The sequence below is a fragment of the bacterium genome (assembly GCA_021372515.1).
GTDB lineage: Bacteria > Gemmatimonadota > Glassbacteria > GWA2-58-10 > GWA2-58-10 > JAJFUG01.
The window spans coordinates 15303-37514 of sequence record JAJFUG010000083.1; the positions used below are offsets into that span (position 1 = coordinate 15303).

Below are 22212 nucleotides of genomic sequence, written 5' to 3' on the forward strand. Positions count from 1 at the left end.
TTCCGTGGCTGAAACCGCACAATCTGTCTGATTTAGTAAACAGGGCTTGCCTTTTCTGGCCGCTGCCTGTATTCATTACAGCGACTCAAGCCGATTTACAGCCAATCCTCCCGGAGGACCCGCAATGTCAAAAAAGCTCTTTCTCCCGATCCTTTTCCTTCTGCTGTTGCAGTCCCGGTGGCTCGCCGGCCAGGAGCCTTTTCACTCGGCCCGGCCGGTCTGGCCCGCAGGTTGCGACACGAGCATGAATCTGACCGCGGGCTTCCGGGCGGTGTTCGAATCCGGAGGCACGGAAAGGACTGTCCTGCGCCTGGCCGCCTCTTCGATGTACCGGTTCTATGTCAACGGGGCCTTTGCCGGCCACGGGCCCTCGCGCGGGCCCCACGGCTGGCGCCGGGTGGATGAATGGGACATCACAAGGCTGCTCGCTCCGGGGGAAAACACCCTGGCGCTCGAGGTCACAGGCTACAACATCAACAGCTATTATCTTCTGGACCAGCCGGCGTTCCTGCAGGCGGAGGTGGTGTCTGAGGGCCGGGTGCTTGCCTCCACCGCCGGCGCGGGGGTGAATTTCGAGGCCGCGGTTCTTCCTCAGCGCGTGAGGAGCGTGCAGCGCTACAGTTTCCAGCGTGCGTTCAGCGAGGTCTACCGCCTGAGCCCCGATTTCAGCGCCTGGCGCACGGACAGCCGCGCCCGGTTCGACAGGGCCGAGCTGGCGCTCTCCACGCCGAAAAAGCTGCTCCCCTGCCGCACCGCGCTGCCGTGTTTCGAGCTGCGCCAACCGGTGAGCCTGCGTTCGACCGGCCGTTTCGAGGTGGGGCCGCGGCCAGATTCGCTCTGGGTCGACCGGGCCCTGACCCAGGTCGGGCCCCAGATCAAGGGGTTCCCCCGTTCCGAGCTTGAGGACTCCTCGTTTGTGCTGATGCAGTATGTGCGCACAATCGCCAACAATGCGCTGGATAAACCCTACTGTCCCGATTCCTCGACCGCGCTCCGGGCCAACTCTTTCGCCATTTTCGACCTGGGCGTCAACCTGACCGGATTTCCCGCGGTCCGTCTGAGCTGCCGCGAGGCGACCGAGCTGTTTTTCACTTTCGACGAGCTGCTCACGGACGGGGACGTGGATTTCAAGCGTCTGGGCTGCGTGAACCTGGTGCACTGGCGCCTGGAGCCCGGACAATACGAGCTTGAGGCGGCCGAGCCCTACACGATGAAATACCTGAAAGTGATGGTCATGCAGGGAGAGGCCGAAATCACAGGAGTCAGCCTGCGCGAATACGCCAACCCGGAGGCCTCCCGGGCGCGGTTCGCCTCCAGCGACAACCGCCTCGACCGTCTGTTCGAGGCCGCGCGCCAGACTTTCCGTCAGAACGCGGTCGACCTGTTCACCGACTGCCCCTCGCGCGAGCGGGCCGGCTGGCTCTGTGACAGCTATTTCACCGCCCGGGCCGCGCAGAGCCTCTGCGGCAATTCCTCGGTGGAAAAGGCTTTCCTCGAGAATTTCATCCTGCCCGACAGTTTCTCCATGCTGCCGGCCGGCATGCTCCCGATGTGCTACCCGGCGGACAACCGCAACGGCAGCTATATCCCCAACTGGGCCATGTGGTTCGTCCTGGAGCTGGAGGAATACCTGGCCCGCAGCGGCGACCGCGCTCTGGTCGAGGCGGCGCGGCCCAAGGTGACTGCCCTGCTCGACCGGCTGGGACGTTACCGCAACCGGGACGGACTGCTTGAAAAACTGGACAGTTGGGTCTTTGTCGAATGGTCCGAGGCCAACGACTACGTGCAGGATGTCAACTATCCGACCAACATGCTCTACGCCGCGGCGCTGGATGCCGCCGCCAGGCTGTACGACCTGCCCGCCTGCGCGGAACAGGCCGTGAAGGTGCGCCAGGTGATCCGCAAGCAGTCGTACGACGGAACTTTTTTCGTGGACAACGCCGTGCGGGTCAAAGGGGTGCTCAAGCCCACCCGCAACCGCACCGAGACCTGCCAGGACTACGCGTTCTACCTGGGCACGGCCACGCCGGAAAGCTATCCCGAACTCTGGAAGCTCCTGGTGAGCCAGTTCGGACCGCAGCGGGAAAAAAGCGGGGCCTGGCCCGAGGTGTCGCTGTCGCGGCCGTTCATCGGCAACCAGCTGCGCCTCGATATTCTTGCCAATCAGGGCCGGGTGGCCCAGGCCCTGGAGGAGTGCCGGGACTACCTTCTGTACATGGCCGACCGCACCGGCACGCTCTGGGAGATGCAGGACCAGCGGGCGAGCTGCAACCACGGCTTCGCCTCGCACTGCGCGCATTTCCTGCTGCGTGACATCCTGGGACTGCGCCGGGTGGATACGGTCCACAAGCGTGTGACACTGCGCCTGTCCGACCCCGGGATCGAATGGTGCGAGGGCAGCCTGCCCACCCCGGACGGTGAGATTTCCGCCGCCTGGATCAAGCGCGGGGGACGGATCGAGTACCGCGTGCAGCTGCCGGCCGGGTACAGCCTGAGCGTGGAGAACAACTCCGGCCTGGAAATACGGCCGCAATTCTGACCTCTGCCGAAAGGGGCCGGACAGGCGCAGCCTGCCTGTCCGGCCTCCTCACCGGCTCGCCGCAAGCCTCCCGCCGGGCCAGGCTTTCAATTCACTTGAGAAAAAACTGTAAATTATTCAAGACAGCAAAAAGCTGATTAAGCTGATTATCATGCTCAAAAAAGAATAAAATCAGCGCCGGATAGTTGACAGAAGCGCCTCGAACAGTGATAATGTATTAAGTGCAGAACCGGGTTTTCTCGGGCGCCTGGATGCGCTCGGGCCCGGCCCTTCCGCTGCTGAGCCGGGTCCCGGCCGACAGATGGATGTGGCGGCGGTTCCGGCCCGCTTTCAACTCCGGAAAAGCGCCGCGGGAGGGAATCACAATCCCGAATTCATGAGGCAGAGAAGAGCAGATGGCAGAACCGGAAGAGAAGGGATCGAACCCCACGGTGGATTATGATGTGACCCTTTTCACCGACACCGATTACTACCTTTTCGCCGAGGGGAGCCATTTTCAGCTATACGACAAGCTGGGTTCACACCGGATGGAGGTGGATGGGCGGCCGGGGGTCTATTTCGCGGTCTGGGCGCCCAATGCCTTTACCGTATCGGTGATCGGGGATTTCAACGACTGGATGCCCGGCTTGCACCGTCTGGGCCGCCGTCATCTCGACTCCGGCATCTGGGAGGGGTTCATCCCCGGCCTGGACAAGGGCTGCCTGTACAAGTACCACATCGAGTCGAAGATCAACGGCTACCGGGTGGAGAAAGCCGACCCTTACGGCCTGTACCACGAGGTTGCCCCGCGCACCGGCTCGGTGGTCTGGGACCTGGACTACGAGTGGGGTGACGCCGGGTGGATGTCAGGCCGCCGGGAGCACAACTCCCTGGACCACCCGATGTCGGTCTACGAGGTGCACCTGGGCTCCTGGCAGCGTGTCCCAGAGGAGGGGAACCGTCACCTGTCCTACCGCGAGCTGGCCCCGCGCCTGGCCAACTATGTCAGGGAACTCGGGTTCACGCACGTGGAGTTCCTGCCCATGATGGAGCACCCGTTTTACGGCTCCTGGGGCTACCAGGTCCTGGGGTTCTTCGCCCCGACCAGCCGCTACGGCACCCCGCAGGATTTCATGTACCTGGTGGACTACCTGCACCGCGAGGGCATCGGGGTGATCCTTGACTGGGTGCCCAGCCATTTCCCCAGCGACATCCACGGCCTGGTCTATTTCGACGGGACGCACCTGTACGAGCACGAGGACGACCGGCGCGGCTATCACCCGGAATGGACCAGCTACATTTTCAACTACGGCCGGCACGAGGTGCGCAATTTCCTCATCTCCAGCGCCCTGTTCTGGCTGAAGAAATACCATGTGGACGGTCTGCGGGTGGATGCGGTGGCCTCGATGCTCTATCTCGATTACGCCCGCCGCGACGGCCAGTGGCTGCCCAATCGCTACGGCGGCAAGGAAAACCTGGAGGCGATCTATTTCCTGCGCCGCATGAACGAGGTGCTCTACTCCGAGGAACCGGACGTCAACGTGATCGCCGAGGAATCCACCGCCTGGCCCATGGTCACCCGTCCCACCAGCGTGGGCGGGCTGGGTTTCGGCCTCAAGTGGAACATGGGCTGGATGCACGACATCCTGTTCTATTTCTCGCGCGACCCTGTATACCGCAGCTACCACCACAACCAGATCACGTTCAGTATCTGGTATGCGTTCACCGAAAATTTCATGCTGCCGCTCAGCCATGACGAGGTGGTGCACGGCAAAGGCTCGCTGATCAACAAGATGCCGGGCGACACCTGGCAGAAATTCGCCAACCTGCGGTTGCTGTTCGCTTTCATGTTCACCCATCCGGGCAAGAAACTGCTGTTCATGGGCGGTGAGTTCGGCCAGTGGCGCGAGTGGACGCACGATGAGAGCCTGGACTGGCACCTGCTGGAGCAGCCCGCGCACCAGGGGCTCAAACGCTGGCTGGGCGACCTGAACCGTTTCTACTGCAGCAACCCCACCCTCTTCGAGCTGGATTTCGAGGCCGGCGGGTTCGAGTGGGTCGATTTCAACGACTGGCAGCAGAGCGTGGTCAGTTTCCTGCGCAAAGGGAAAACCAACGGACAATACACGCTCGTGGCCTGCAATTTCACCCCCGTGCCCCGTCATAATTATATTGTCGGCGTACCGGAGGGTGGGTTCTGGAAAGAAAACCTGAACAGCGACGCCGTGGAGTACGGGGGAGGCGGTGTCGGGAACAAGGGCGGCATGGAAGCCATTCCCCACGGCTCGCACGGACGGCCCTGTTCGCTGGAGCTGGAGTTGCCCCCCCTGGGCGCCGTGATCCTTACTCGCGGCTTGCAGTGACGCACTATCCCATGCAGTCAAACGGGGCCTTGCCAACCGGCCCCGGTCGAACGGCCGATAAACCCGGCAATCCTTGAAAGGAGATCAAAATGAAGGATCAGATCGGCATTACCGCCGGCAAGCTTTGGAACTACCTGCGGGACAAGGATGAGACGAACATCGCCGCGCTTCCGAAAGCGCTGGACGAGAAAGCCCTTGTGGTGCAGATGGCCCTGGGCTGGCTGGCCCGCGAGGACAAGGTGGAATTCCGCATCGATGGGGCGAAGAACCTGGTCTCAATTGTCCCGAGCGAAAAAGGCAACTGACAGGTTTCCTTTAACCCGGGCGGACAGCCGGTCCGGCACCGCCCGGGCTTCTTTTTTCCGGACAGGTTGAGCGTTTCTCACGCCCGGCCTGTCCGGTTTCTTGCATCCGGCCGGACGCGGGTCATCTTGTGCGCCGCGCGGTGGAGGCCCAACCTCGGGAAACAGAACGCTGTCCGCGGCCGCGAGCTGCCGCGCGGCAGGCGGAGCTATCAGCCAGGAGACAGAATGAAGACCAGGGGCGGCGGCGTCCTTTTGCACGTAAGCTCTCTACCCTCGCCTTTCGGCGTGGGCGACCTGGGTCCTGCGGCCCGGCGCTTTGTCGATTTCCTGGCCGCCGCGGGCCAGATCTACTGGCAGATACTGCCGCTCAACCCGACCGACCCGCTCTACGACAACTCACCCTACCATAGTATCTCGGCGTTCGCTTTCAACCCGCTCTTTATCAGCCCGGAGCTGCTGGTGCGCGACGGCCTGCTGGCCGAGGGCGAGCTGGAGCCGGTGGTCCCGGAGCTTGCTTCGCGGGCCGAGTACGAGAAAGCCATCGCCGTGCATTCCAGGCTGCTGCCCCTGGCTTTCGAGCGCTGGCGCGGGGCGGGTGTCACGGACTGCGAATACGGGCGTTTCATCCGGCGCGAGTCCTGGTGGCTGGAGGATTTCAGCCTGTTCCAGGCCCTCAAGGTCGAGTTCGGCGCGCGGGCCTGGGTCGACTGGGCGCCCGAGCTGCGCGACCGTCACCCCGGGGCCCTGGAAGCCGCACGCCACCGTCACGCCGACCGGATCGCCCTGGAGAAATTCACCCAGTACATCTTCCACCGCCAGTGGAGCGAGCTGAAAAATTACGCCGCCGAGCGCGGGGTGCACGTGATCGGCGACCTGCCGATCTACGTGGACGCCGACAGCGTGGACCTCTGGTCGCACCCACACCTGTTCAAGCTGGACGGGGCCAAGCGTCCCTGGGTGGTGGCCGGTGTGCCGCCCGACTATTTCAGCGCCACGGGCCAGCTCTGGGGCAACCCGGTCTATAACTGGGAGGCCCTTCGCGCGGAGGGCTTCCGCTGGTGGATCGAAAGAATCCACCACAACCTGCGCCTGTTCGACCGGGTGCGGATCGACCATTTCCGGGGGCTGGTGGCCTGCTGGGAGATACCGGCCGGGGCCCAGACCGCGGTGAGCGGCCGCTGGGTCGAGGCGCCGGTGAGTGATTTTCTGGTTCGTCTGGCCCGCTCCAGCGCCAGCCTGCCCATCATCGCCGAGGACCTGGGCCTGATCACCCCGGACGTGCGCGAAGCGATGAGCCAGTTCGGACTTCCGGGCATGAAAGTGCTGCTTTTCGCTTTCGGCGGCGACATGGCCCGCAACCCCTACATCCCGCACAACGTGCCCGAGGATTGTATCTACTACACCGGCACCCACGACAACAATACCGCCCGCGGCTGGTTCGAGACCGAGGCCGGCCCGTCCGAGCGGGGCAACCTCAACGCCTACCTGGGACGGGAGGCCGACGCCGAAAGCGTGGCCTGGGACCTGATCCGCCTGGTGCTCAGCTCGCGCGCCGACACCGCGGTCCTGCCGCTTCAGGACATCCTGGGGCTGGATGCCTCCGCGCGGATGAACGTGCCCTCCACGGCCCACGGCAACTGGCGCTGGCGCTGCAACGAGGAACACCTGTGCGACGGGGTGGCCGGGCGGCTCCTGGCCGCCACACGGATCTACGGCCGCGGCTGAGGCTCTTCTGAAATTCCGGGATCAATAATCGACATAGCGGCGCAGGATGTCGCGGGCCTCGGGGTGGCCCAGAGCGGCCGCCTCGCGCAGGTCCTGCACGGCCTGACGGGTGAATGGCTCGTCCGTGACCTGCTGGGTGAAACGGAAACGCATGAAATAGGCCTCGGCGTCGCGGGGGTCGCGGCGAAGCACTGCGCTCACCTCGGTTATCGCGTCGCGGTAGTTGCCCAGTGAGGCCTGGATCCAGGCTTTTTTTTTCAATTTGCGGGTGGCGGCGGTGTCGACAGGAGCGGCGCTTTCAAGCGCCTGTAGCCGCTGTTCCGGCTGCGGCTCGGTGCAGCCTGACACGAGAAGCGAAACGGTCAGTAGGAATACGTGCAGTGCGGTTTTCATACCCGTTACGGCGGGTCAGTCTTCATCGGCGGAAAATTCGATCCCGTAGGTCATCCCGCCGTCCGGGGTCTTCTCGGCCCGGGCGAGCTGGGCCTTGCGGTCCACCAGAGCCCCGTCCACCAGGAACCGTATCCTGAGACTCAACGGACGGTCCATGTCGATCCGCAGACCTGTATCGGACATGTCCACGGTCATGGCCTGAATCACCTCGGCCCCGACCACCAGGTCGACATCCGTGATGAAGGGTTCCCTTTCGGCACGCCTTCCGTTCGGGTCCTTACCGGCAATCACGGTGCACCCCTTTCATGCGTAATGCAATACCGCTCAAGAAAATACTAACGAACAACGTTCTCAAGGTTTTCTAAAGATATTAGCTCATTTCTGAAATGTCAACTCTGAAGTGAATTCCTGCTATATATTTTGTGCTGCTATTTTCCAGTGGAATGTTTTTAGAACGACAACAGGACTGCAGTTCGCCGGCCGGGCCGCACCCGGAGAGGAACTGGTCGAAAAGAAAAGGGACCGCACCATGAAAGAAGCGGTCCCCTCATACTGGAGCCACCACCCGGAATCGAACCGGGGACCTACGCATTACGAGTGCGTTGCTCTACCAGCTGAGCTATGGTGGCCTGAAATCGTAAAAAAGAGATAGAAAAATAATCCCCTGGGGCGGATTCGTCAAGTACGTCAAGAGTTTCGCCCCTCACCCCCGTCCCTTGCTTGCCGCGGCCCGGGGACTGAAGTATTTTCGTGGTACGAGGGCATTCGGACAAAAGTGTGGAAAACAACTCACCAGACCCAGGAGAGCGGCATGCAGACTGAACAGAAGAAAATCAGGCTCGGGCTGATCGGCGCGGGCATAATCGCCAGCGAATCACACGCCCCGGCGCTGGAACGCCTGCGGGACAAGCTGGAGGTCACGGCGGTCTGCAACCGGAGCGCGGCCAAGGCCGAGGCCCTGGCCGACCGTCTGGGCGTTCCGCGCAGGATGATCTGGCAGGACTGGCAGCGCTTTATCGCCGAGGCCCCGCTGGATGCGGTGCTGGTCTGCCTGCCAATCGGCATGAACTACCCGGTGAGCGAGGCGGCGGCCAGAGCCGGCAAGCATGTGCTGTGCGAAAAGCCCGCCGGGACAAGCCTGGACGAGGCCCGCGCCACGGTGGGCCTGGGCAGGCGCTGCGGAGTGACCTACATGGTGGCCGAGGACTGCCACTACACGCCCTGTTTCACCCGGGCGGCCCAACTGGTGCGTCAGGGCGCGATCGGGCGGCTGGTCTCGATCAGTTGGAGCCCGCTGGGGTTCATGCCCCTGGACAACAAGTACGCCCGCACCGGGTGGCGTATCCACCACGACTACCCCGGCGGCTACCTTCTGGACGGTGGAGTGCACAATATCCACGTACTGCAGATGCTGGCCGGAAAGGTAAACTCGGTCAAGGCCGAGGTGCGCTCGGTGGAACCGCGCCTGGGCGAGCTGGACCACGCGTTCTGCCTGTTGAACCATGACAGCGGAGTGCTCAGCTCACTCAACCTGAGCTGGCGGGCCAAAGACCGCGGCGACAACCCGCTCAAGGCTTTCGGGACCGAGGGGAGCCTGATCGTGGAATGGGAACGGATAATTAAGCTGGACCTGGAGGGAAAAGAGGAAGTTATCGAGGTCGGCGCGGAGGACGGTTTCTATCTGGAGGAACTGGATTTCCACCGCGCAATCACCGTTGGTGCGACACCGGACTGCACGCCGGAGAGCACGGCCCGGGATGTGGCCGTGGCCCTGGCGCTGCTGGAGGCGGCCCGTAGCGGCTCGGCCGCCGGAGTGGCCCCGGTGGCCTGAGACCGGCGGAGCGCCCGGTTACTCTGTCTCCCGCCCTTCAAGAGGTGAATTCCCTGCTATCACCGCCCGGAACCCGCAGCCGCGGGTTTCGGGCGGTTTACTTTTCCTGCTCGGCGTCACTACCCGGCTGACTCAGGTCGATAGTGCCGGCGGACGATGATTCCTCCGGGGCTTTCTCGGCCGCGGGGTTCTTGTACTTGGGCTCTTTGCGGCCGGGCGCCACCACCTCGGGGGCGGCGGAATCGCTGCGGCCGGGATAGCTGGCCACCGGGGGCGGTGCGCTATGGTTGTAGGCGGTAGCGGGCGTGGCATACTGCTGCGCCTGGCTGTCCGCGCCTTTGTCCGACGCCGGGCTTTCCACATTCAGCGGGGGCGGCATCAGGAGCCAGAGCACGATATACAGCACCAGACCGAACCCGTAAAACAGCGTGGTCACCACAAACAGCACGCGCAGCGGCAGGATCAGCACCGGGGATTCGAACTGCTGGGCCAGGCCGGTGCAGACCCCGGCAATTTTCTTGCCCTGGCTCACCCGTCGCCAGTAGCCGCCGTTGGAATCGGCCTGCGCCACGCTCGGCTTGTGGCTGAGCATACTTCCGCAGTAGCGGCACTTAATCGCCTCGACCCGGATCATCTCGGCGCAGTAGGGGCACTTTTTCATCCCGTTATCTTCCATCTCTCTCTCCTTGCTTTGGTTTACAGTCATGTTCCTGACACACCGCCGCGCCGGGACACCTTGCGAAAGCTCTACGTCCGCGCAGCGGAATGCGATATTATTCCGCTCCAGTCCGGCTCAGGATTGCCGCTCCCTCGCTGGGACAGCCCGCGGCTGCAACAGCTTGAACGTCACCACCAGCAGTGTCCCGATAAGGAGAGACACACCGGCCAGCGGCATCCAGAACAGCGAGCGGGTGACATACACGGTCCAGGCGGCCGGCAGGGTGAACCGCAGCACCGTGCCCACGGCGAACGTGTAGAACAGGTTCATCGTGAGCACCACCGCCAGCCCGGCGATCAGCATCACTGTCCGTGCCGAGGCCGGCGCGGCCGACTCGGCCCGGGAGGCGCTGTACAGCAGCTCCTCGCGCATCAGGCGCTTGGTCGCCTCCAGCAGCGAGGCGCGCGGACCGGGCACCCGGTAGGCGGACAGTATCCTCTGGACATCCGCATCATTCAAATTCGTTTTCATCCTCAGCCTCCGTGGCATACTCCGACGGGTTGAAACCGTCCATCTTTTCCTTGAGGAAGATCATCGCGCGGTGCAGGCGGCTCTTGACCGTGCCCAGCGGACAATCGATAATTTCGGCAATCTCCTGCTCACTCTTCTCGTTGTAGAACCTCAGCACCACCACTTCCCGCATCTTGGGCGGCAGGCTGTCCACGATCTTGCGCACCTTCTCGGCCCGCAGGATCGACTCGGCATCCACATCCGGATCCTGAGACAGCTCGGGAGCATCCTCCAAGGCCACATATTCCCGGCTGGAGGAGCGCCGCATCGAGCTGCGGCTCTGGTTCAAGGCTATCTGGAACAGCCAGGTCGAAAAGCGCGCCTGCCGTCTGAACCCACCGATATGCCGGATCACCCGGATCCAGGTCTCCTGAAATATGTCCTCAGCCGTGGCGCTGTCGCCCACCAGCCGCATGATGAAAGCGTACAGCGGCTTGCTGAACGCATCCACCACCTCGTCGATGGCCTCGGGGTCACCAGACTGAAGTCTGTCCACCAGGGCGGTTTCATCCTCTATTATCGCCCCGGCCAGGGGACTTTCCATCCGCAGGTCCTTGTAGTTTCTGTCTCCGGCCTGTCATTGCTCCTACGCGCACCCGCCAGCCGGAACCCCGAGTTTCATCTTCCAAACAATCAGACTCGGGGAACTGGCCGACGGTTCAATTATTAAGCAGTTTTTCCTGTTTCAGCATTGGGGAAATAATATCAGAATTATCCCACCACGACAAGACAGATTGACAGACAACCCGCAGAAAAAGTTACCGTTGAACCAGAGGCACGAGCCGTTTACATTTCCCAGAGGCTAACCAGGCCGCCGTTCCTCCACCACCCATTCCAGGGAGAAAAGCCATGAACCGTTTGACTGTCAGCCTGATCCTACTGCTCTTTCTGACCCTCTCATCCCTCGCGGCAGAGGAGCTGTTCCAGGCGCCCGCCGGGGTCAGCACGCGCTGGTATTCTTTCGAGAACCCCACCGCAGCCAAAGGCGCGGGCGGACAGACAAACCAGACCCGCAAGGGCGCGGCGGCCCGCGAGATCGCCTCGGGCGAGACTGTCACCCTGGCCGACATCCAGGGACCGGGCATCATCCGCCGTATCTGGATGACTGTGCGCAACAAGCCGGAGAACCTGCGCGGCCTGGTGCTGCGTATCTATTGGGAGGACCAGGACTACCCCTCGGTCGAGGCCCCGCTGCAGGATTTCTTCGGCATCCCGTTCGCCCGTCAGGCGGCGTTCGAGAGCGCCCTGTTCTCCAATCCGGAGGGCCGCTCTTTCAACTGCTTTGTCCCCATGCCGTTCAAGACACACGCCCGGGTCACGATCGAAAACCAGGCCCCCGAGAGCGCCGGCTCGCTGTTCTACGACATCGACTGCACCGTGGGCGACAATCTGCCCGCGGATTTCTGCTATTTCCACGCCCGCTACCGTCGTGAGAACCCCACCACGCCCAAGAAGGATTTCCAGATCCTGCCGCGGGTCGAGGGCCGCGGACGGTACCTGGGCTGCAACGTGGGGGTGCGCGCTATCGGGCAGTTCGGCCAGCCGACATGGTTCGGCGAGGGCGAGATGAAAATCTACCTGGACGGCGACCGCGAGTATCCCACCCTGGTGGGAACCGGCACCGAGGACCTGCTGGGAAGCGCCTGGGGCCTGGGGCCGTTCAACCACCTCTACCAGGGCTGCCTTCTGGGTGACGGCGGTAACGGGGTCTGGGGGTTCTACCGCTTCCACGTGCCAGACCCGGTGTATTTCCAGAAAGAAATCCAGGTCGACCTTCAGCAGATGCAAGGCGCCATGACCGAGCAGCTAAAAGAGAAAGTGAGCCCGGAGAATTATCCGGAGATGGTCGACACGCATAAGCCTTTCAACCCGGCGGATTACAGCGAGGATATCTGGCGGAATTTCGAGGCGCCGCAGGATGTCTGCGCCACGGCCTACTGGTACCAGAGCCTGCCCTCGCCCAAGTGGGGGCCGCTGGAGCCCTACGCCTCGCGCATGAAAGACCTTCTTCTGCCGCCCAAGCCGTGATTGCGGAGTGTGCGATGCGGTTTGCGGGAGGTTTAGGTACGGTCAGGAGACTCGGGCCGCGGACTGGGGGCCGCGCCGGGCGCCGGAGGCGCCGCGTGCGCAGCCGCCCGCCGTTTCACGGCGGCGGCGCGGCCCCCCCCGCACCCCAGGCCCGCTCAGTAGGCCCAGTCCGGAGCGTAGGCGAAAAGCCCGGCCGTGTGGAGCAGTGTGTTCTCGACCACTCCGGGTAGCTGGGAGTAGCCGAAAGCCAGTCCCCCCAGAATCAGCGCCGAGGGGAACTCGGCGTGCCCGGCGCCGTCGAACAGACGGGTGAAATCGCGCTCCTGGATGAACAGTCCCCCGGCCAGAGGGCCCAACTCGCCCGAGATCATCTCCGCGGCGCGGTCCAGGCTCTCGGCCGAAAAATCGACCGCAGCCCAGCTACCGGCGTAGCGGTCCAGGCTGGTGACCAGGGTCACTTCGCCCTGTTCCACCGATGCGATCAGGCTGAACGACAGGTTCTCCTCCGCAAAGACCGAGAGCAGGAAAGTCCCCGCCACGCTCATGTTCTGCCGCAGGAAATCGCTCATGGCCTGAAACCCGACCGGCCCGCGGTCGAGGCTGAGTTCCGGGTATATCCCGAATTTCTCGTTCTGACAGGCTTTGACCGCTTCGATCACCCGCGCCAGGAAAGCATAGCGTCCCTCATCCGGGGCCGGGGTGAGGTTCTGGGCCGCGCAGAGGTTGTCGTAGCTGTCGCGGTCGGTGATAATCACACGACGGACCCGGTAGCTGTTGTTGTCGTAGATCAGCCGGGCGCTGATCCGGGCGTCCGTGATACGGGAAAGCCCGAACTGTCGCGCCTCCCCGTCCAGCACGAACCGCCGCGGGATGCCGTCCTCGTGCCAGAGCACCGCCTGGGGGGCCCGCTGCGAGATTTTCTGCAGATAACCGACATAGGCGCTCCAACCGCGCGGGTCGATTTCCCTGACTGTCATCCGGGGCGAGATCACGGGCGCACCTCCCAGATTGCGAGGCTGCGCGGCGCCAGCTCCACTCTGAGGCTTCCCTCCATGACAGAGGCCTCCGCCCGGCCGTACGGGGTGACAGTCAGGAGGCCCTGGAAGAAAATGTCGCTGTGCTGCGGGCGGTCGCTGCTGTTGGCCACGAAAAGAAGACCCGCGCCCTCCAGGTTCTGGAAAAACGACAGGTCCAGGCTCGTGTTCGCCCGGGTAAAACGGGGCGAGATGCCCAGGGTCTTAATCAGGCGGCCCACCTCGTGCGGGCTTTCCATCTGGATCAGGCTGAGATTGGCCGCCTGGGTTCGTCCGGCCGGGGCCAGATAGTCGGCCAGAGGCATCGCACCGGCGAAAAAGTTCTCCACCTGAAGGTTGCGGTGCATGCTCTGGTCCAGATAAGGCCGTCCCGGCCCGAACACCAGCGCCCCGCCTTTGGACACGAACGCCCGCAGGGTCTCGATCTCCCGCCGGTCGAGATAATCGCTGCAAGAGAGGATCGCCACCTTGTAGCAGCAGAGCCGCTCGGCGGAGATGGCAGAATCGCCGCAATCCCAGTCGAAACCCACCTCGCGCATCAGTTCCGTAGCCTGGTCCAGCCAGAGCGTGCAGGTCTCGGGCGAGTTGAGAAGGCCCAGGTCCGCGGTCTCGTTGAACACCTCCCCGCCCAGGTCCAGGCCGGCCATGTCGCGGCGGTGTTCCAGGGCGGCGCTCAGACGGTCCAGGCCGCGGTTGAACAGCACGATAGTCTCGGCCTGCTTGGAATAATCCTGGAAGCGGCTCTCGCGCAGAAAGCGAACGACCCGGCGCAACGGCTCGCAGTACTCCCCGCGCACCCGGCAGTCCCGGGTGAAAGCCCCGCCGGTCCAGTTGTCCGCCTCGGCCGCAAGATGAAAATTCAATCCCCGCAGACCCTGCATCACAGCGGTCAGGGCCAGGAACTCGAACTCCTCCGGAGTGAGTGGGACATTGGCGTTCTCCAGAGCTGCGCCGAGAGTGAAACCCGAGTGGAACGGGTAACGGCTGATCCCGGAGGCCATCTTTGCGCTGCGCCGCTCGGTGAGGTAATCCAGCGTCCCGGAGCCGGAGTTGTCGAACCCGGCGAAAGCGATGTCATGCGAACTCTCGACCGCTTCCGGGTTGAACGGAGCGCGGAAACCCGAGGGCAGGGCGGCGAACACCGGCACGCCCTCCACCCCGCGCTTGACCAGCATGCTGGCCAGACGGTCGAGGTGACGGGCGATGGAGACCTCGCGGAATTCCACCCAGTCGAGATGGCGGGGCAGTTCGTGCGGGTTCTCGGCCTCGAAGCGCCGCGGCGGCTCCACGGACTCGAACGAGGGGTAGTCGCTGCCGTAGGCGTTGTTCAGCTCTTCGATGTCGGTGTAGAGGCCGGCCAGCCAGCTACGGTAGCTGTCCAGGGCGGGAAGGCTGTAGTCGAGGCTGTAAACGTAGCGCGAGTGTATGAAAAGGCCGGCGCCGTCATCCACCTGCACCCCGATCACCGGACCGCCTGCGCTGCAAAGGTGGCGCTTGAGAAGCTGCCCCACCAGGTCGAACCAGGACCCGACCTCGTCCTCGAAAGCCTGGCTGAAACAGCTCGGCAGCGGGTACTGCCCGTTGCGTCCGAAATGTATCTCCATGTTGCCGTCGCTGCCGCGAGCCGGCACCCGCGGGTCGAACAGCACGCGGCGCGGGATGCCGTTGTCCTGGACCTCGTGGCCCTGGAACGGTCCGGGACGGGCCAGCACTCTCATACCTCGCGTGGCGGCCTGCTTGAGGAAAGAGTCCAGGTCAAGCTCCGCCCGCCCGGAGCCGAAATCGAATCCGCCCTGCGCGCGCTCGTGCAGTGACCAGGGAATGTCCACTCTCAGGGTGATCAGCCCCAGACGGGACAGGTTGTCCAGAAGCTCGGGCCAGCGCGCCGGCTCGTGGCACCAGTAGTGCACTGTCCCGCTGTAGAGAGGATACACACGGCTGTCGATCACAAACCCGTCCCGCCCCACCTCGATCCCGCCGCCCCGTCCGCGGCAGGCGCTGGCAAGCAGGATCGCGCCCCCTGCCGGGAGTACTCCCAGGGCGGTCAGAAAGTCCCTCCGGCTTATCCTGGTCAGGGCATTCACGGCTCGAACCCGTCCCCTCTGCGGCTCAGAGTAGAACCTGCGTCAGGCTGAAAAACAGCGGCATGGTCAGAAGCGCGATCAGATAGGAGATCACCAGCACCCCGCAGACCAGGTGCTCATCTCCGCCGAAATGCACGGCCTGCAGCGCCAGCCCGGTCGCCGGCGGCGAGGACATCTCCAGCATCCAGAACGAACTCTCCAGCGGCCCGCTGCTGAAAGAGGTGTATTTCAGCACCGCGAACATTACCAAGGGAATGGCCACCAGCTTGATCAGCGCCACCCGCGTGATGTTGAACACCGAGGGCATCCGCTGCACGTGCAGCGAGCCGATGGTCAGGCCAAGCACCACCGTGGCCAGCGGCACGCAGGAGCGCCCGATCATCTCCACCGGGCTGAGTATGATCGTCGGGAACCAGACCCGCAGGCCGGTAAACACCATGAACATCGCGGCCAGGGTCGCCACGAACGGGACAGTGATCAGCTGGCCCGGGCGCAGACGGTTGCCCTTGCGGTGCGAGATCAGGTAGCTGCCGATGCTCCAGAGCAGCGGGTTGTAGGTCAGAAGCAGCAGGAACAGGTAGATCGAAAACCGGTGGAACTGGTCCGGGAACAGTATCTCGCCGATCGGCAGCACCAGATAGCCCGCGTTCTGGAACGTGGTCAGGGCGCTCAGGGCCCGTCCGTGCTCGTGCTGGTCGCGGAAAATCAGCCAGGAGGGAGGCAGGACGAACACCACGGTCAAGATACCCAGCAGGGGAAATTTCCACCAGTCGTGGTACTCGGCCACGTTGAAATCGCGCATGATGCTGCCGAATATCAGGCAGGGCAGGGACAGATTGACCACAATTCCGCTCAGGGCCCGGATGTGGTTCTCGTCGAACACCTTTCGCCGTACCAGGAACGCCGAGGCCCCGATCACCAGGGCGATCTGGATCAGCGCCGCGAGGGTGGCCAGAAAGGATTTACCGATCACAGCAATCAATCTTCGCTCCGTTTTGCACTCTTTTTCAGATCAGGGCTTCTCCGTGGGCCGGCACCCGACGGAGTCGTACCGGACAAGCTAAAAAGATAGCCATTTACGTCGATTTATTCAAGTCGCTCGGCCGGCGCCACACCGTGGCGGGCCGCTCCCGATCACGGGCAGCACCGAGATTTCAGCCACTCACGCGGCAAAACAATTGACACGACCGGCTCATTTTCATACTAAATAGAGTGCGCTTCCGGAAGCGACTGGCCGATGGGCGCCACCGGAGAACGGCAGGCCGGACTCGACCCGACACAGAAAACAATTTGTCCGTAATTGGAGTCGCCATGTCAGACGTACAGAGCAGCTTCGATATTCTGGTCCTGGGCGGTGGCCCCGGCGGCTACGTGGCCGCTATCCGCGCCGCCCAGCTCGGCCGCAGCGTGGCCCTGGTCGAGCGGGAGGCCCTGGGCGGGGTCTGCCTCAACTGGGGCTGCGTGCCCAGCAAAGCACTCCTGCGCAGCGCCCAGCTTTACCAGGATATCCTGCGCGCCGGGGACTTCGGGCTGAAAGTCGCAGAGCCGGGTTTCGATTGGAGCGCCATAGTCAAGCGCAGCCGTCAGGTGGCCGACCGCACCCGCCGCGGCGTGAATTACCTGATGAAAAAGAATGGGATCACGGTGGTCGAGGGCCGGGGCGAACTGCTGGGCCGCGGCAAGATGGGAGTGAAAGGTGAAAACGGAGAGCTGGAACTCGCAGCCAAGGATATAATCCTGGCCGTGGGCGGCCATCCCCGGGCCGTGCCGGGCCTGGAGATCGACCGGACCAGCGTGATCACCAGCCGCGAGGCCCTGGCCCTTCCCGAGCTGCCCCGCTCGGTCCTGATCGTGGGCGCCGGCGCTATCGGGATCGAGTTCGCCTACATGCTGAACTCTTTCGGCGTCACCGTGACCGTGGTCGAGCTGCTGGAGCGTATCCTGCCGCTGGAGGATGAGGAGGTGAGCGAGGAGCTGCACAGGATATTCACCAAGCGCGGGATCAAGTTCATCACCGGAGCGAAAGTGACCAGCCTGAGCCGCGAGGGCGGCCTCTGCCGGGTGACTGTGGAGTCCGCCTCCGGCAGCACGGAGATAGATACTGAGAAAGTGCTCCTGGCCGTGGGCGTGGCCGCCAACACCGAGGGGATCGGGCTGGAGGCTGCGGGGGTGGAGACCGAACGCGGGTTCATCCGGGTGGATGACACTTGCCGCACCGCTGCCAAGGGGGTGAGCGCCATCGGCGATTGCATCGGCGCGCCGCTCCTGGCCCATGCCGCCTCGCGGGAGGCCCTGGTGGCGGTGGACTCCCTCTGCGGTCTCCCGGCCCTCCGCCCCGCGCCCGGCCTTATCCCCGGCGCGATCTACTGCGAGCCGCAGGTGGCCAGCATCGGCCTGACCGAAAAAAAGGCCGAGGCGGCCGGGTTCAAGGTGCGCGTGGGACGGTTCCCGTTCCGGCCCCTGGGCAAGGCCCTGGCCTCGGGCAACACGGATGGGTTCGCCAAGCTGGTGATCGACTCCGGAACCGGAAAGCTGCTGGGAGCACACCTGATCGGCCCGGAGGCCACGGAGCTGATCCCCGAGCTGTCGCTGGCCCGCTGGCTCGACCTGGATGCCGCCGCCCTGCACCGGGCGGTCCATCCGCACCCCACGTTCTCGGAGGCCGTGGCCGAGGCCGCCGCCGACTGTCTGGGGCAGGCGATACACATCTGACATCGATTTGCGCCCGCACCGCCCGAGGATAACTACCGTAGGGGCGGCCCCCTGTGGCCGCCCGAACAGGTCAGGGCAGGCGCAGGAGCCTGTCACATAGGAAACCTCCAAGAATCAAATGCAGGGGCGGGTTTAATACCCGCCCTACGCAGGAGTTGGCTGTTTTAGCCCATAGCAGGTGGGGCGGAATCAGTTTCGATTGAAAAGACAGCTAAATGCAACTTAGTAGGGATGGAATAGCATATTGTGTTGAAGACTTTACGTAACCCCGGCAAATGCCCGGTAGTTAAACAGCCGGAAGAATGCCGGGTTTTTTACTGGACAAAGGTGCGGCCAAACTGTAAAATAAATTAATTCGCACCGGCCTCTGAACCCCTTGCCACAAGGATACCAGGCGCTCCAGATGCAGAGTTTCATTCCAGTAGTCATCACAATCGTTATCGCCGCGGTGATGGTCGGGGCCGCCTTGGGCCTGGCCGCGCTCTGCGGCCCCAGGCCCCGGACCGACAAGACCAAGGAAACCCCGTTCGAGTGCGGGCGGGCGCCGTTCGAGGAGCCGGGACGACCGTTCCCGGTGCATTTCTATGTCACCGCGATCCTGTTCATCGTCTTCGACATCGAGGTGGTGTTCCTCTATCCCTGGATCGCCGCGCGCAACGCGGTGGGCGCCTATGGCCTGCTGGCCGTGCTGATCTTCCTGTTCCTGCTCACTTTCGCCCTGCTCTACGAGTGGCTGAAAGGGGGCATGGAATGGCGCTGAAACCGATGCTTGGCGGCGAAAACTGGGTCACCTCGCGCCTGGACAAGGTGGTGGGCTGGGCGCGCAAGTACTCGGTGTTCCCCTACCCCTTTGTCACTGCCTGCTGCGGCATGGAGTACATGTCGCTCTCCAGCTCGCACTACGACCTCGACCGTTTCGGCATGGCTTTCCCGCGTTTCACCCCCCGTCAGGCCGACCTGCTGTTCGTGGTGGGCACGATCAGCCACAAGATCGCCCCGGTGCTGCGACGGGTCTACGACCAGATGTGCGAGCCCAAGTGGGTCATCGCGTTCGGGGTCTGCACCTGCACCGGCGGGTTCTACGACAACTACGCCACGGTCCAGGGGATCGACACGATCATCCCCGTGGATGTCTACATCCCCGGCTGCCCGCCGCGGCCCGAGACCGTGATCCAGGGCATGATGCTGCTGCAGGAAAAGATCGCCAGACAGAAACAGGAATACTGAACCGCCGGTTGAACGATATGCCGGCGTTATAAACAATCATTCACGGAATTGAACGGATGCTCGAACCGGTTGAAAACAGCACGCTCGCCAGCCTGACCGCCCGTTTCGGCGCGGCGGTTATCGAGTCCGGACAGGACAAGGGCGATCTGGTGGCCGTGGTGACTCGCGACAGCCTGCACGAGATCGTGGCCTTCCTGCGCGACACGTCCGAGCTGGATTTCAACATGCTGATCGACTTGTGCGGTGTGGATTACCTTCCCCGCAAGCCGCGTTTCGAGGTGGTCTACCAGGTGCACAGTCTGGAGCGCAACGAGAGGCTGCGCCTCAAGGTGACCGTGCCGGAGGAGGACTGCCGCGTGGCCACGCTCAGCGACCTCTACCCGGTGGCCGACTGGCTGGAGCGCGAGTGCTGGGACATGTTCGGCGTGGTGTTCGAGGGCCACCCGAACCTCAAGCGCCTGCTGATGTACGACTCCTTTGTCGGCCACCCGCTGCGCAAGGACTACCCGATCAATCGCCGTCAGCCGCTGATCGGCCCGAAAAACTGAGAAAAGATTCTACGGAAAGATGACCCGAGCATGAGCGACACGGACAGCAGCCAGACCACAGGCCAACTACGCAGCGAGAGCATGCTGCTCAACGTGGGTCCCTCCCACCCGGCCATGCACGGGGTGATCCGCATTGTCACCGCTCTGGAGGGCGAGATCGTGCGCTCGGCCGAGGTGGAGATCGGCTACCTGCACCGCTGTTTCGAGAAGGACGTGGAGAACGTGAGCTGGACCATGGCCTTCCCCTACACCGACCGCCTGAACTATGTCAGCTCGATGCTCAACAACGTGGGCTGGGCCATGGCCGCCGAGAAGCTGTTCGGCGTGACCGTGCCCGAGCGCTGCCAGTACGTGCGCGTGGTGGTCTCCGAGATCGCCCGCATAGTCGACCATCTCACCTGCATCGGCGCCTCGGCCATGGAGCTGGGCGCGATGACCGCGTTCCTCTATTTCATGAAAGCCCGCGAGTACCTCTACGACCTGATCGAGTGGGTCTCCGGCGGACGGATCATGGCCACCTACATCCGTATCGGCGGCGTGAAAGCCGATCTGCCCGAGGGTTTCGCCGGGAAAGCCAAAAAGGTGCTGGGTCAGGTGCGCGAGGTGATCGACGAGGTGGACAAGCTCCTCACCCGCAACCGTATCTTCTTCGACCGCACCAAGGACATCGGGGTGTTGAGCCGCGAACGTGCGCTGTCCTACGGGATCACGGGGCCCCTGATCCGCGCCGTGGGCGTGCCCTACGACATCCGGCGGGTGAAGCCCTATCTGGTCTACGACCAGCTCGATTTCGAGGTGCCGGTGGTGGAGGACGGCGACAACTACGCGCGCTATCTGGTGCGCATGGAGGAGATGCGCCAGAGCATAAGCATCATCCTCCAGGCCCTGGACAGGATGCCCGCCGGGGCGGTGGCCGTGGACCCATACGGCCGCGAGCTGACCGGGGCGCAGATGGTGGAGGAGTTCAAGCGCGCCCGCGTGGCGGACAATGTGGGCTCCAAGGCCAGGGTGGACCTCACCCTGGACGGGACCGACCGGGTCACCGCCGCCGGGGTGAGCCGCAGCACCGACCGTCGCATGATGCTGCCGCCCAAGGAGGAGACCTACGGCAACATCGAGGGCCTGATGGGCCATTTCATGCTCATCATGGATTACTGGGGGGTGCGCCCGCCGAAGGGCGAGGCCTACCACGCGGTGGAGGGGGCCAACGGCGAATTGGGGTTCTATATGGTCTCCAACGGCGAGGGCCGCCCCTGGCGCGCCCATTGCCGCGGGCCCTGTTTCTTCCCCATGGCCGCCCTGCACGAGATGATAACCGGCGGCATGGTGGCCGACATAATCCCGACTTTCGGCTCGATCAACATGATCGCCGGTGAGTTGGACCGTTGAGTGGGTGACAAGACTGTGGCAGGGTGAGGTTTGGGCCTTACCTCCCCCTTTGACAAAGGGGGATTGAGGGGGATTTAGCAGAATTAATCATTCTCTTTCCTCTGTCTTGTTTGCCTGCTGCACAGGGGATGGCAGCACCAAGCGGTGATAAGGCGTACTGTTGGGTTAAATCCCCCCTGCCACCCCTTTGCTAAAGGGGGGAAGCTGGTCGCCGGCCTGTACAGTGCTGCCCAGCGTTGTCGTAGGGGCGAACCTTGTGTTCGCCCGGCTGGTCCCGATAATGGGTGAATCTGTAAATATAATGCGATTTTCATTCACCGCCTTTCCACGGAAAGAACGATGAAAACCGATAAGCCGATTGCGTTCAGCGACGAGCAGTTGCAACTGATCCGGAGCCTGATGCAGCGTCTTCCGGACCGCAAGGCCGCGCTGGGCGATGTCATACATATGGCCCTGGAGGAGTTCGGGTGCGTGAGCCCCGAGGCCGAGACTTACATCGCAGGCATCATGGACCTGCCGGCCAGCTATGTCCACGAGGTGGTCACTTTCTACAACATGTACATCCAGGAGCCAGTGGGCCGTCACCACCTGATGCTCTGCGACAACGTGAGCTGCATGCTCTGCGGGGCCGAGGGACTGGTGGCGCACCTCAAGGAGCGCCTGGGGATAGAGCCGGGGCAGACCACGGCGGATGGCCGCTTCACGCTCTGGACCGTGGAGTGCCTGGGCGCCTGCGAGATGGCCCCGGTGGTGCTGGTGGACCACAAGTTTCACGGAAACCTCACTGTGCAGAAACTCGACGAGCTGCTCGACAGCCTGGAGTGATA

20 protein-coding genes and 1 tRNA gene are annotated in these 22212 nt (G+C 63.4%); 12 read left to right on the plus strand and 9 right to left on the minus strand.

Annotated features, from left to right (window positions below; translation table 11 throughout):
* Positions 1–124 precede the first annotated feature (124 nt).
* The 4 genes from LLH00_08575 (at position 125) to malQ (ending at position 6911) form a co-directional block, all read left to right on the plus strand.
* Positions 125–2539 carry a hypothetical protein gene (locus tag LLH00_08575; GenBank protein MCE5271327.1) on the plus strand — a complete coding sequence of 805 codons (2415 nt, stop codon included), beginning with the start codon at positions 125–127 and terminating at the stop codon, positions 2537–2539.
* A gap of 395 nt (positions 2540–2934) precedes the next feature.
* Positions 2935–4881 carry a 1,4-alpha-glucan branching protein GlgB gene (glgB, locus tag LLH00_08580; GenBank protein ID MCE5271328.1) on the plus strand — a complete coding sequence of 649 codons (1947 nt, stop codon included), beginning with the start codon at positions 2935–2937 and terminating at the stop codon, positions 4879–4881.
* A gap of 89 nt (positions 4882–4970) precedes the next feature.
* A complete protein-coding gene (locus LLH00_08585; GenBank protein MCE5271329.1) occupies positions 4971–5186 on the plus strand; it encodes a winged helix-turn-helix domain-containing protein in 216 nt (71 codons plus the stop codon).
* 126 nt (positions 5187–5312) lie between these two features.
* A complete protein-coding gene (malQ, locus tag LLH00_08590) occupies positions 5313–6911 on the plus strand; it encodes a 4-alpha-glucanotransferase (GenBank protein MCE5271330.1) in 1599 nt (532 codons plus the stop codon).
* Positions 6912–6932: 21 nt separating this feature from the next.
* Here the strand turns inward: malQ and LLH00_08595 are convergent, their stop codons facing one another.
* From LLH00_08595 to LLH00_08605, 3 genes are all read right to left on the minus strand, one after another.
* A complete protein-coding gene (locus tag LLH00_08595) occupies positions 6933–7304 on the minus strand; it encodes a hypothetical protein (protein MCE5271331.1) in 372 nt (123 codons plus the stop codon).
* Between the two features lie 15 nt (positions 7305–7319).
* A complete protein-coding gene (locus tag LLH00_08600; protein ID MCE5271332.1) occupies positions 7320–7595 on the minus strand; it encodes a PilZ domain-containing protein in 276 nt (91 codons plus the stop codon).
* Between the two features lie 262 nt (positions 7596–7857).
* Positions 7858–7933 (minus strand) — tRNA-Thr (locus LLH00_08605).
* A gap of 182 nt (positions 7934–8115) precedes the next feature.
* Between LLH00_08605 and LLH00_08610 the strand changes: the two genes are divergently transcribed.
* Positions 8116–9135: a Gfo/Idh/MocA family oxidoreductase gene (locus tag LLH00_08610; GenBank protein MCE5271333.1), complete on the plus strand. Its 1020-nt coding sequence runs from the start codon at positions 8116–8118 to the stop codon at positions 9133–9135.
* Between the two features lie 97 nt (positions 9136–9232).
* Here the strand turns inward: LLH00_08610 and LLH00_08615 are convergent, their stop codons facing one another.
* The 3 genes from LLH00_08615 to LLH00_08625 all read right to left on the minus strand — a co-directional run bounded on the left by LLH00_08615 (position 9233) and on the right by LLH00_08625 (position 10907).
* On the minus strand, positions 9233–9811 hold the full coding sequence (locus LLH00_08615) for a PspC domain-containing protein (GenBank protein ID MCE5271334.1): 579 nt from the start codon (positions 9809–9811) through the stop codon (positions 9233–9235).
* Between the two features lie 117 nt (positions 9812–9928).
* Positions 9929–10324, minus strand: a complete 396-nt coding sequence (locus tag LLH00_08620) for a hypothetical protein (protein MCE5271335.1) — start codon at positions 10322–10324, stop codon at positions 9929–9931.
* Positions 10305–10907 carry a sigma-70 family RNA polymerase sigma factor gene (locus LLH00_08625; protein MCE5271336.1) on the minus strand — a complete coding sequence of 201 codons (603 nt, stop codon included), beginning with the start codon at positions 10905–10907 and terminating at the stop codon, positions 10305–10307. Before LLH00_08625 ends, LLH00_08620 begins: the two co-directional genes overlap by 20 nt.
* Before the next feature lie 305 nt (positions 10908–11212).
* Between LLH00_08625 and LLH00_08630 the strand changes: the two genes are divergently transcribed.
* Complete coding sequence (locus LLH00_08630; GenBank protein MCE5271337.1) at positions 11213–12391, plus strand: DUF2961 domain-containing protein; 1179 nt, start codon at positions 11213–11215, stop codon at positions 12389–12391.
* A gap of 155 nt (positions 12392–12546) precedes the next feature.
* Here the strand turns inward: LLH00_08630 and LLH00_08635 are convergent, their stop codons facing one another.
* From LLH00_08635 to LLH00_08645, 3 genes are read right to left on the minus strand one after another with little or no spacing between them, the layout of a single operon-like run.
* Positions 12547–13383 (minus strand): hypothetical protein, encoded by an 837-nt coding sequence (locus tag LLH00_08635; protein MCE5271338.1) that lies wholly within the window; start codon positions 13381–13383, stop codon positions 12547–12549.
* Positions 13380–15509, minus strand: a complete 2130-nt coding sequence (locus LLH00_08640; protein ID MCE5271339.1) for a beta-galactosidase — start codon at positions 15507–15509, stop codon at positions 13380–13382. Before LLH00_08640 ends, LLH00_08635 begins: the two co-directional genes overlap by 4 nt.
* Positions 15510–15534: 25 nt before the next feature.
* The gene (locus LLH00_08645) at positions 15535–16482 is read right to left on the minus strand and encodes an AEC family transporter (protein ID MCE5271340.1); all 948 of its coding nucleotides are present in this window, start codon (positions 16480–16482) and stop codon (positions 15535–15537) included.
* Between the two features lie 338 nt (positions 16483–16820).
* Here LLH00_08645 and lpdA point away from each other — a divergent pair, with 338 nt between their 5' ends.
* The 6 genes from lpdA to nuoE all read left to right on the plus strand — a co-directional run bounded on the left by lpdA (position 16821) and on the right by nuoE (position 22210).
* Entirely contained in the window at positions 16821–18221 is a 1401-nt protein-coding gene (gene lpdA / locus LLH00_08650; GenBank protein MCE5271341.1) for a dihydrolipoyl dehydrogenase, read from the plus strand.
* Positions 18222–18624: 403 nt separating this feature from the next.
* Positions 18625–18981, plus strand: a complete 357-nt coding sequence (gene ndhC / locus LLH00_08655) for an NADH-quinone oxidoreductase subunit A (GenBank protein ID MCE5271342.1) — start codon at positions 18625–18627, stop codon at positions 18979–18981.
* Entirely contained in the window at positions 18972–19448 is a 477-nt protein-coding gene (gene nuoB, locus LLH00_08660) for an NADH-quinone oxidoreductase subunit NuoB (protein ID MCE5271343.1), read from the plus strand. The genes ndhC and nuoB overlap by 10 nt, the downstream gene beginning before the upstream one ends.
* A gap of 56 nt (positions 19449–19504) precedes the next feature.
* Positions 19505–19996, plus strand: coding sequence for an NADH-quinone oxidoreductase subunit C (locus tag LLH00_08665; GenBank protein MCE5271344.1), 492 nt, complete (start codon positions 19505–19507; stop codon positions 19994–19996).
* A 30-nt stretch (positions 19997–20026) separates the two neighbouring features.
* Complete coding sequence (locus tag LLH00_08670; GenBank protein MCE5271345.1) at positions 20027–21385, plus strand: NADH-quinone oxidoreductase subunit D; 1359 nt, start codon at positions 20027–20029, stop codon at positions 21383–21385.
* Between the two features lie 339 nt (positions 21386–21724).
* A complete protein-coding gene (gene nuoE / locus LLH00_08675; GenBank protein ID MCE5271346.1) occupies positions 21725–22210 on the plus strand; it encodes an NADH-quinone oxidoreductase subunit NuoE in 486 nt (161 codons plus the stop codon).
* Positions 22211–22212: the final 2 nt, after the last annotated feature.